9 protein-coding genes and 1 pseudogene are annotated in these 10,657 nt (G+C 73.1%); 8 read left to right on the top strand and 2 right to left on the bottom strand.

Annotated features, from left to right (window positions below; translation table 11 throughout):
• A partial coding sequence (locus AB0E96_RS32130) for a potassium/proton antiporter (protein ID WP_359829305.1) occupies positions 1 to 1,183 on the bottom strand: 1,183 nt, incomplete at its 3' end.
• 240 nt (positions 1,184 to 1,423) lie between these two features.
• On the opposite strand from AB0E96_RS32130, the gene AB0E96_RS32125 reads away from it, so the two are divergent.
• Positions 1,424 to 4,141 (top strand): penicillin acylase family protein, encoded by a 2,718-nt coding sequence (locus tag AB0E96_RS32125; protein ID WP_359829304.1) that lies wholly within the window; start codon positions 1,424 to 1,426, stop codon positions 4,139 to 4,141.
• Between the two features lie 97 nt (positions 4,142 to 4,238).
• Here the strand turns inward: AB0E96_RS32125 and AB0E96_RS32120 are convergent, their stop codons facing one another.
• Positions 4,239 to 4,829 (bottom strand): 5-formyltetrahydrofolate cyclo-ligase, encoded by a 591-nt coding sequence (locus tag AB0E96_RS32120; protein ID WP_359829303.1) that lies wholly within the window; start codon positions 4,827 to 4,829, stop codon positions 4,239 to 4,241.
• Between the two features lie 63 nt (positions 4,830 to 4,892).
• Here AB0E96_RS32120 and AB0E96_RS32115 point away from each other — a divergent pair, with 63 nt between their 5' ends.
• The 7 genes and pseudogenes from AB0E96_RS32115 to AB0E96_RS32085 all read left to right on the top strand — a co-directional run.
• Positions 4,893 to 5,855, top strand: a complete 963-nt coding sequence (locus AB0E96_RS32115) for a GGDEF domain-containing protein (RefSeq protein ID WP_359829302.1) — start codon at positions 4,893 to 4,895, stop codon at positions 5,853 to 5,855.
• A gap of 9 nt (positions 5,856 to 5,864) precedes the next feature.
• The gene (gene galU / locus AB0E96_RS32110; RefSeq protein ID WP_359829301.1) at positions 5,865 to 6,785 is read left to right on the top strand and encodes a UTP--glucose-1-phosphate uridylyltransferase GalU; all 921 of its coding nucleotides are present in this window, start codon (positions 5,865 to 5,867) and stop codon (positions 6,783 to 6,785) included.
• 34 nt (positions 6,786 to 6,819) lie between these two features.
• Positions 6,820 to 8,157 carry a gephyrin-like molybdotransferase Glp gene (gene glp, locus AB0E96_RS32105; RefSeq protein WP_359829300.1) on the top strand — a complete coding sequence of 446 codons (1,338 nt, stop codon included), beginning with the start codon at positions 6,820 to 6,822 and terminating at the stop codon, positions 8,155 to 8,157.
• Positions 8,158 to 8,284: 127 nt separating this feature from the next.
• Positions 8,285 to 8,725: a cyclic pyranopterin monophosphate synthase MoaC gene (gene moaC / locus AB0E96_RS32100; protein WP_359829307.1), complete on the top strand. Its 441-nt coding sequence runs from the start codon at positions 8,285 to 8,287 to the stop codon at positions 8,723 to 8,725.
• Positions 8,722 to 9,252 (top strand): MogA/MoaB family molybdenum cofactor biosynthesis protein, encoded by a 531-nt coding sequence (locus AB0E96_RS32095; RefSeq protein WP_359829299.1) that lies wholly within the window; start codon positions 8,722 to 8,724, stop codon positions 9,250 to 9,252. The genes moaC and AB0E96_RS32095 overlap by 4 nt, the downstream gene beginning before the upstream one ends.
• Entirely contained in the window at positions 9,249 to 9,875 is a 627-nt protein-coding gene (locus AB0E96_RS32090; protein ID WP_359829306.1) for a GNAT family protein, read from the top strand. The genes AB0E96_RS32095 and AB0E96_RS32090 overlap by 4 nt, the downstream gene beginning before the upstream one ends.
• Positions 9,876 to 10,025: 150 nt before the next feature.
• Positions 10,026 to 10,657: pseudogene (locus AB0E96_RS32085) on the top strand (hypothetical protein); the annotation flags it as partial.

Below are 10,657 nucleotides of genomic sequence, written 5' to 3'. Positions count from 1 at the left end.
GGCCCATGTCGCCCTCGTCGATCTTCAACCGCTTGGCGACCCACGGGAGGGTCGGCCCCTGGAGCAGGGTGAAGACGACGACCAGGATGAAGACGATGTTGAAGACGTCCTCGGCCCGGTGCGCGCCGGAGACCACGGGGATGGTGGCCAGCACGATGGGCACCGCCCCGCGCAGCCCGGCCCAGCTCAGCAGCGCCTGCTCGCGGGCGGGCACCTTGAAGGGGGTCAGCGAGAGCATCACCGACAGCGGCCGGGCCAGGAACACCAGCACCGCGCCGATCACCAGTGCGGGCACCACCGCGTCGCCCATGGTCTCGGGCGTGACGAGCAGGCCGAGCAGGACGAACATGCCGATCTGCCCGATCCAGGCCAGCCCGTCGGCGAAGCCCCGGACGGCCGGGCCGTGCGGCAGCTTGGAGTTCCCGAGTATCACCGCGCTGACGTAGACGGCGAGGAATCCGGAGCCGTGCAGCAGCGCGCCGCCGGCGTAGGCGAGGACGGTGAGCGCCATCACGGCGATCGGGTAGAGGCCGGAGGAGGGCAGCGCGACGTGCTTGAGCCCGTAGGCGCCTATCTTGCCGACGGCGAGGCCGATCGCGGCGCCGATCGCCAGCTCGGCGACGATCGTGCCGATCAGGACGTACCAGGAGTCCAGCTCGCCGGTGGTGGCGAAGGCGACGACCAGGATGACGACGGGCGCGTCGTTGAAGCCGGACTCGGCCTCCAGCAGGCCGGTGAGCCGGTGCGGCAGCGGGACCATCCGCAGCACCGAGAAGACGGCGGCCGCGTCGGTCGAGGAGACGATGGCGCCCAGCAGCAGCGAGGTGCGCCAGTCCAGGCCGACCAGCCAGTGGGCGCCGGCGGCGGTGGCGAAGACGCTGACGCCGACGCCGACGGTGGCGAGCACGGTCGCGGCCGGCATCACCGGCTTGATCTCGCGCCAGCTGGTCTTGAGGCCGCCCTCGGCGAGGATCACCACGAGCGCCGCGTAGCCGAGCACCTGGGTGAGCTCGGCGTTGTTGAACGTGACCCCGATCCCGTTCTGGCCCAGCGCCACACCGATCCCCAGATAGATCAGCAGGCTGGGCAGCCCTGATCGGGTCGAGAGACGGACGGCACCCACCGCGAACAGCAGGATCACGGAGGACTCGAGCAGGAGCTGGTTCAGATGGGAGACGTTCACGCAGGGGCACCTCGGGCAGGCAGGGGCGGACGGGGTGTCTGGCGGTGCTGTGGGGCCGACGCGTTAAGAAGTCGTCAATACTCCCCTTGTGGATCGTTACGCAGTCTAACATTTTGCCATATCTTTAGCTTGGTCCCCCGTTCACGGTGCCCGGCCGACTCGGCCTAATGTGGTGCCCTGTCACGGCCGCAGGCCCTGGACACGCCCGCCCGCCCCGAAGTCAGGACCGCAAGGACCCAGATGCCCCGCTCGAAGAAGTTCCGGCGCGCCCGTCTGATCGTGATCGTGCTGGTCGTGCTGCTGGTGGCCGGTACCGGCTACGGCGGCTACCGCGGGGTCTCCGCGGTCCGCGCCTCCTTCCCGGAGGTCGACGGCAGCGTCAAGGTCGCGGGGCTGAGCGCGCCCGTCGACGTCAAGCGGGACGCCAACGGCATCCCGCAGCTGTACGCCGACACCGACGAGGACCTGTTCCGTGCCCAGGGCTACGTCCAGGCGCAGGACCGCTTCTGGGAGATGGACGTCCGCCGGCACATCACCGCCGGCCGGCTCTCCGAGATGTTCGGCGACAGCCAGGTCGACACCGACGCCTTCATCCGCACCATGGGCTGGCGGCAGGTGGCGCAGAAGGAGTTCGACACCAAGCTGTCGCCGGAGACCAAGAAGTACCTCCAGGCCTACGCGGACGGCGTGAACGCCTGGCTCGCCGAGCACCCCGGCGGCGCGAAGGCCTCGCTGGAGTACGGCCTGCTCGGCGTGGTCAACGGCGGCTACCAGCCCGAGCAGTGGTCCCCGGTGGACTCGGTGGCCTGGCTCAAGGCGATGGCCTGGAACCTCTCCGGGAACCTCCAGGAGGAGATCGACCGCTCGCTGCTGGCCCAGGACTTCGGCCCGGACAAGATCGCCGAGCTGTACCCGGACTACCCGTACGCGCGCAACGGCACCATCGTGAAGACCGGCACCGTGGCCGGCGACAACTACCGCCCCGCCGACGGCTCCCCGCAGTCCGGCGCCGCCCCCGGGGCGGCCACCACCCAGGGCGCGGCCACCACCAAGGCGATGCTGCAGGGCCTGACCGACCGGATCGACGCGATGCCGCAGCTGCTCGGCCGCCCCGGCCAGGGCATCGGGTCCAACTCCTGGGTGGTCGCCGGCTCGCACACCACCACCGGCAAGCCGCTGCTGGCCAACGACCCGCACCTCGGCCCCGGCCTGCCCTCGGTCTGGTACCAGATGGGCCTGCACTGCCGGACCACCTCCCCGGCCTGCCAGTACGACGTCTCCGGCTTCACCTTCGCGGGCATGCCCGGCGTGGTCATCGGCCACAACAAGGACATCGCCTGGGGCTTCACCAACCTCGGCGCCGACGTCACCGACCTCTACCTGGAGAAGGTCACCGGCCCGGAGACCTACCAGGTCGACGGCAAGGACGTGAAGTTCGACCTGCGCAAGGAGACCATCAAGGTCGCCGGCGGGGAGGACCGCACCATCACCGTCCGCACCACCCAGACCGGCGCCCCGCTGATCTCCGACCAGAGCACCGAGCAGCAGAACGTCGGCAAGTACGCCCCCAACGGCACCTCCGCCCCGGACCGCGGCACCGGCGGCTACGGCGTCGCCCTGCAGTGGACGGCGCTCAGCCCCGGCAAGACCATGGACGCCGTCTTCGAGCTGGACAAGGCGAAGAACTGGGACGAGTTCCGCGCCGCCGCCAAGGACTTCACCGTCCCCGCGCAGAACCTGATCTACGCCGACGCCAAGAACATCGGCTACCAGGCCCCGGGCACCATCCCGGTCCGCGGCAAGGGCGACGGCAGCCTCCCGGCGCCGGGCTGGGACTCCGCGTACCAGTGGAAGGACCCGATCCCCTTCACCGCGCTGCCCTGGAGCCTCAACCCCTCGGCCGGGTACATCGTCACCGCCAACCAGGCCGTGGTGGACCCGAGCTACAAGTACAGCCTGACCAAGGACTGGGAGTACGGCACCCGCGCCAAGGAGATCACCGACCAGATCGAGGGCCTGCTCAAGAACAACGGCAAGATCTCGCCGGACGACATGCAGACCCTCCAGCTGGACAACACCAGCGTGATGGCCAAGACGCTGGTCCCGCTGCTGCTCAAGCAGCCGATCAGCGACCCGTACGTGCGCGAGGCCCAGGACCTGCTGAAGGACTGGAACTTCCACCAGGACGCCGACTCCGCGGCCGCCGCCTACTACAACGGCGTCTGGCGCCAGCTGCTGATCCTCGCCTTCGGCCAGAAGTTCCCGGCCGACCTGCGGGCCAAGGACAACTGCCTGCTGGTCCGCCAGCAGGACGACCCCACCAAGCCGGACAGCTCCACCAAGATCGTCACCGAGTGCGGCACCCGTGAGCCGGGCAAGGCCCAGCCGGACGGCGGCGACCGCTGGACCGAGGTGGTGCGCCAGCAGCTGGAGAAGCCCGACAGCTCCTGGTGGACGTACATCGACGACCAGCACAAGGAGCAGAAGGGCCTGGACAACCTGCTCCAGGAGGCGATGAAGAACGCCCGCCAGGAGCTGACCTCGCTGCTCAGCAAGGACGTCTCCACCTGGAGCTGGGGCCGCCTGCACAAGCTGGAGCTGCGCGAGCAGACCCTCGGCACCGACAACTCCTCGATCGCCTCCGGCGCGGTGCACAAGCTCCTCAACCGCGGCCCGTACCGGCTCTCCGGCGGCTCGGCGGCGGTCGACGCGGCCGGCTGGAACGCGGCGGCCGGCTACCAGGTCGACTGGATCCCGTCGATGCGCATGGTGGTCGACCTCAACGACCTCGACTCCTCGCGCTGGGTCAACGTCGGCGGCGCCTCCGGCCACGCCTTCCACGACAACTACAACGACCAGACCGACCTCTGGCTCAAGGGCAAGCTGCTGACCTGGGCCTACTCGCCCGACGCGGTCGAGAAGGCCACCAAGCACAAGCTGGTGCTCACCACCGGCTGACGCCCGTACGGCCCGGCGGCCCCGTTCCCCCCAGGGGAGCGGGGCCGCCGCCGTTCCGGGGCACGGGGCAGCGGCGCTCCCCGGCCGAGCCGGCTCCTCAGCCGAGCCGGCGCACCCCCGAGGGCAGGACCGCCAGGTCCACCGGCCGGTCGTGCGGCTCGGCCGGCACCCCCTCCAGCAGCTCGTGCTCGTACAGCAGCACCGCCAGCACCGGCCGGGCACCGGAGCGGGCCAGCCGGGCCAGCACCCGGTCGTAGCTGCCGCCGCCCCGCCCCAGCCGCAGCCCGGAGCGGTCCACCGCCAGGCCCGGCAGCAGCACCACCGAGGCCTCCGTCACCGCCTGCGGCCCGAGCCGCGGGCCGACCGGCTCCAGCAGCCCGCGCCCGGCCGGGGCCAGCGCCTCGGGCCCCGCGTACGCGGCCCAGTCCAGGTCGTTGTCCGGCAGCAGCACCGGCAGCAGCACCCGCACCCCGCGCGCCCGCAGCGCGTCCAGCAGCGGCCGGGTCCCGGGCTCGGCGCCCACCGAGACGTACGCGGCCACCGTGGCCCCGGCGGCGGCCAGCTCCCCGGCGTGCCCGGCCAGGGCGTCGGCCGCCGCCGCGCGGTCCCCGGCGGCCAGTTCGCGCCGCCGAGCCAGCAGCCGTGTCCTCAGGCCGCTCTTCTCGTTGGGCATCCGATCCTCGTTCATCCGATCCTCCTGGCCTGCGCACCGTCGATGCGCAGAGCCTTCCACGCGAAGGGGCACCCCCCATTGACCACCCCGCTGCTGGTCCAGGCCCTGGCCGCACTGAGCGTCCCCGCACTGGCCGGCGCCGCCGCCCTCGGACTGCGCGGACGGCGGGAGCGGGCCGGGGCCGCCGCCGGGGCGCAGCGGCTGCGCGGGCGGATCGCCGAACTGGAGGAGCGCTGCGCCGACCTGGAGCGCACCGCCTCCTGCGACCCGCTCACCGGGGTGTGGAACTACCGCCACCTCCAGCTCACCCTGGACCGGGAGATCGAACGGGCCCGCCGCGCCGAGCACACCGGGCAGGCCGACGGCCCGCGTCCGCTCGCCGTGCTGATGCTGGCCATCACCGGCTTCGACGCGGTCGTCGCCGAGCACGGTCGGGGCCGGGCGGGCGCCGTCCTGCGCGACCTCGCCCAGCGGCTCGCGATGGAGATCCGCCGGGCCGACACCCTCGGCCGCTACGGCGGCGAGGAGTTCCTGGTGGTGCTGCCGGACACCGGCGCGGAGGGCGCCGCGCAGGTCGCCGAGCGGCTGGTCTGGTCGGTCCGCCGGCACCTGCTGCTGGACTGGTCCTCCGGCCCGCGCGAGTCCCGCCCGGCCGGCGGCAACGGCCTGACCGCCGCCGCCGGCATCGCCGTGCTGCCCGAGGACGGCGCCCACGCGGCCGTCCTGCTGCGCGCCGCCGACACCGCGCTCGCCGAGGCCCGGGCGGCCGGCGGCGACTGCTGGCGGCTCTCGGTCCGGTCCCCCGGGGAGCCCGGCCGGCCCCGCGCCGACCGCTCCGAACAGGCCGGTCGCCCGCCCGGTCACGGAGCGGAGCCCGAGCGTCACCGTTCGGAAAAGGCGGGTAGTCTGTCGGCCTGTGTCGGCCGGGACCACGTCTCCCGGCCGGTCGTGACCCATACGCCAGCCACCGTGGCCGGGCCCCGCGACGTGCTGTCCTGGCCGTCCGCCCGCGCTCGGCCGGGCGAAAACGTGCCTGAGTAAGGTAAACGCATGACGACGACCAACTCCCGAGTTCCGGTAACCAAGGCCGTGGTACCCGCGGCCGGACTGGGCACCCGCTTCCTCCCGGCGACCAAGGCCACCCCGAAGGAGATGCTCCCGGTCGTCGACAAGCCGGCGATCCAGTACGTCGTCGAGGAGGCCTCCGCCGCGGGCCTGTCCGACATACTGATGGTCACCGGCCGCAACAAGCGCGCGCTGGAGGACCACTTCGACCGCGCCTACGAGCTGGAGGAGCTGCTGGTCCGCAAGGGCGACGAGCAGCGCCTGGCCCGGGTCCGCGAGTCCGTCGAGCTGGCCAACATGCACTACGTCCGCCAGGGCGACCCGAAGGGCCTCGGCCACGCGGTGTCGGTCGCCGAGCAGCACGTCGCCGGCCAGCCCTTCGCCGTCCTGCTCGGCGACGACCTGATCGACCCGCGCGACCCGCTGCTCTCCCGGATGATCGAGGTGCAGCAGCAGCTCGGCGGCTCGGTCGTCGCCCTGATGGAGGTCGAGCCCTCCCAGATCCACCTCTACGGCTGCGCCGCCGTCAAGGCGAACGGCTTCGGCGAGGACGTCTTCCAGGTGACCGACCTGGTCGAGAAGCCCGAGCCCGGCGAGGCCCCGTCGAACTACGCCGTGATCGGCCGCTACGTCCTCGACCCGCTGGTCTTCGAGGTGCTGCGGGAGACCCCGCCCGGCCGCGGCGGCGAGATCCAGCTGACCGACGCCCTGCGCGAGCTGACCAACCGCGAGGCGGCGGACGGCGGCCAGGTGCACGGCGTGCTGTTCAAGGGCCGCCGCTACGACACCGGCGACCGGGCCGACTACCTGCGCGCTATCGTCCGTCTGGCCGCCGAACGCGAGGACCTGGGCCCGGAGTTCCGCTCCTGGCTGCGGGAGTTCGTCGGCTCCGAGATGCAGGCCTGACGCAGGACCGACCACGACAGAGAGCGAGCCGCCGATGACCGGGTCCACCGAGCACCGCACCACGCCCAGCGCCTGCTGCGACGCCGGAGCGGACCCGGCCCCGGCGGCCGCGCGGCTGTGGACGGTGGACGAGCACCTCGCCGACGTGCTGGCCGCGGTCGGCCCGCTGCCCGCGATCGAGCTCCAACTGCTCGACGCCCAGGGCTGCCGGCTCGACGAGGACGTGGTCGCCGACGGCGACCTGCCGTCCTTCGACAACAGCTCGATGGACGGCTACGCGGTCCGCACCGCCGACACCGACGGCGCCACCGACGCCTACCCGTCGGTGCTCTCGGTGGTGGGCGACATCGCCGCCGGCGCCGGTGAGCTGCCCCGGGTCGGCCCCGGCCAGGCCGCCCGGATCATGACCGGCGCCCCGCTGCCACCCGGCGCCCAGGCCGTCGCCCCGGTCGAGTGGACGGACGGCGGCACCGGCACCGGGGTGGCCGCCGCCGCGATGACCGCGCCCGTCCCGGACGAGGAGGTGCGGGTCCTGCGCCCGGTCGCCGAGGGCGCGCACGTCCGCCGGCGCGGCAGCGACGTCGCGGCCGGCACCCGGGTGCTGGAGGCCGGCACCCGGCTGGGCCCCGCCCAGCTCGGCCTGCTCGCCGCGATCGGCCGGCCCACCGTGAAGGTCCGCCCGCGCCCCCGGGTCGTGGTGCTGTCCACCGGCAGCGAGCTGGTCCAGCCCGGCGAGCCGGTCGGCCCCGGGCAGATCTCCGACTCCAACAGCTTCACCCTCACCGCGGCCGCCCAGGACGCCGGCGCCATCGCCTACCGGGTCGGTGCCGTCCCGGACGACGCCGACCGGCTGCGTGCCGTCCTGGAGGACCAGCTCGGCCGGGCCGACCTGATCGTCACCAGCGGTGGGGTCAGCGTCGGCGCGTACGACGTGGTCAAGGAGGTCTTCGAGTCCTACGGCGGGGTCGACTTCCGGCGCCTGCGGATGCAGCCCGGCAAGCCGCAGGGCTTCGGCCGGATCGGCGGCGCGGCCGGGGTGCCGCTGCTGGCCCTGCCCGGCAACCCGGTGAGCGCCTACATCTCCTTCGAGCTCTTCGTCCGCCCGGTCATCCGCACCATGCTGGGGGCGGCCGAGGTGCACCGCCCGGTCGTCCGGGCGCTCTGCCCGGCGGAGCTGCGCTCCCCGGCCGGCCGGCGGCAGTTCCTGCGCGGCCGCTACTCGGCGTTCTACGGCACGGTCGAGCCGGTGGGCGGCGCCGGATCGCACCTGGTCGGCGCGCTGGCGCGGGCGAACTGCCTGATCACCGTCCCCGAGGAGACCACCCGCCTGCCCGCCGGCAGCGAGGTGGACGTGGTGTTGCTGGACTCCTGATCCGTTCGCCGGACCGGGGAACGGTACGGTAGCGCCGTATTCGACCTGCGCGCCCCTGGAGTTACCCGTGACGACACCTCCCCCCGGCGACCGCCTCACCCACGTCGACGACCAGGGCGCGGCCCGGATGGTCGACGTCTCCGAGAAGGCCACCACCGCGCGCACCGCGGTGGCGGCCGGCCGGGTGCGGGTCTCCCCGCAGGTGGTCGAGCTGCTGCGCGGCGAGGGCGTGCCCAAGGGCGACGCCCTCGCGGTGGCCCGGATCGCCGGCATCATGGGCGCCAAGAAGACCCCGGACCTGATCCCGCTCTGCCACCCGATCGCGGTCTCCGGCGTCAAGGTCGACCTCGCGGTCGCGGACGACGCCGTCGAGATCACCGCCACCGTGAGGACCGCCGACCGCACCGGCGTCGAGATGGAGGCGCTGACCGCCGTCGCGGTGGCCGGGCTGACCGTCGTCGACATGGTCAAGGCGGTGGACAAGGGCGCCACGATCGAGTCCGTCCGGGTGCTGAGCAAGACCGGCGGCAAGAGCGGCGAGTGGTTCGCCCCGGAGGTGGACGCGTGACGCCCGCCGGGCGGGCGCTGGCCGTCACCGTCTCCAACCGGGCCTCGGCCGGGGTCTACGAGGACCGGGGCGGCCCGCTGCTGGTGGCCGGCCTGACCGCGATGGGCTTCACCGCCGACGGCCCCCGGGTCGTCCCGGACGGCGAGCCGGTGGAGGCCGTGCTGCGCGAGGCCGTCGCCGCCGGCTACGACGTGGTGCTGACCACCGGCGGCACCGGGATCTCGCCGACCGACCTCACCCCCGAGATGACGGCCCGGGTGATCGACCGTCACGTCCCGGGCATCGCCGAGGCCGTGCGCGCGTACGGCCGGGAGAAGGTGCCGACCTCGGCGCTCTCCCGCGGGCTCTCCGGGCTCGCCGGACGTACCCTGATCGTCAACCTGCCGGGCTCGACCGGCGGCGTCAGGGACGGCCTGGCCGTCCTGGAGCCGCTGCTCGCCCACGCCGTCGACCAGCTCGGCGGCGGGGACCACCCCCGGACCGACGCCCCGGCCCCCGGGGCTCCAGCATCCAGGAGCGGGCACTGAACGCCGGCTGGCCGGTAGAACTCCACGAGGGGGAGGTCGTGCTGCGCCCGATCCGGGCCCGCGACCAGCGCGAGTGGCAGGAGGTGAGCCGCCGCAACCGGGACTGGCTGCGCCGCTGGGAGGCCACCGTGCCGCCCGGCCCGGCGGGCCGGGCGGCCGGCCCCAGGCCGACCTACCGGCAGATGGTCCGCTTCCTGCGCGGCGAGGCCTCGGCCGGCCGGATGCTGCCCTTCGTCGTGCTCCACAAGGGGCAGCTGGTCGGCCAGTTGACCGTCGGCGGGATCACCTGGGGCTCGATGTGCTCGGCGAACATCGGGTACTGGGTGGACGAGGCGGTGGCCGGCCGGGGCATCATCCCGACCGCCGTGGCGCTTTCGGTGAACCACTGCTTCCGCACGCTCGGACTGCACCGGATCGAGGTCTGCATCCGCCCGGAGAACGGCCCGAGCCGCCGGGTGGTGGAAAAGCTCGGCTTCCGCTCGGAGGGAATCCGTCCGCGCTATCTCCACATCGACGGCGACTGGCGCGACCACCTCGTCTACGCGTTGACCGACGAGGAGGTCCCGGAGGGGATGCTGGAGCGCTGGCGGGCGCTCAGTTCCGGGCGCGGGGCAAGTAATTGAATGTATGTTCGAAAGAAATATCGATATGGCATCGAAGGCGCACCGGACCCGCACAAATAGCGGCAAAATAGTCGGAGAATCAGCTTGATCACACGACACGCCGTGCCAAATTGCTGCCAGGCCTTCCCCACCGCCCGTACGGTGTGAATCGTGAGCAGTAGCGGCCTTATCTACGCCGTCATCGTAGGGGCCTGGGCCGCCTATCTGGTGCCGATGTGGCTCCGCAGGCAGGACGAACTCAACGAGGCGCGCCCGACGGAACGCTTCAGCACCGCCATCCGCCTGCTGGCCGGGCGTTCGGCGCTGGAGAGGCGGGCGGCCCGGGCCCTGGGCGACGAACCGCGTGACGACGACAAGCAGAGCAGCGACGGCCCTCCCGAACGGGACGAGGCCGTCTCCGACGACCCCGCGCGGGAGCCCGAACCCCCGGTGCGGCGCCCGGCGGAACGGCCGGTCCCCGAGCCGGCGCAGGCCGGCACCGAGCGCAGGGCGCGACTGCTGGCCCGCCGGCGCCGGATGGTCACCGTCCTCTTCCTCTCCTTCGCGCTCGGCGCGGTGGTCGCCGCGGTGGCCGGACTGGCCTTCCTCTGGGTCCCGGCCGTCCCGGCGGTCCTCCTCACCCTGTACATCGGCCACCTGCGCAAGCTGGAGCGCCAGCGGTACGAGGTGAAGCTCGACCGGGTCCGGGCACCGACTCCGGCACCCGGTCCAGGGCGTGGCCGCCGAGGCCGAGGCGGTGGGCGGTGGAGGCGAGGATGTCGCCGAGCGGGATGCGGTAGGCG

The organism is Kitasatospora sp. NPDC036755 (genome assembly GCF_040636595.1).
In the GTDB taxonomy this organism is placed as follows: Bacteria; Actinomycetota; Actinomycetes; order Streptomycetales; family Streptomycetaceae; genus Kitasatospora.
The sequence above is the reverse complement of the archived record's forward strand: the minus strand, read 5'-3'. Positions and strand labels throughout refer to the sequence as shown.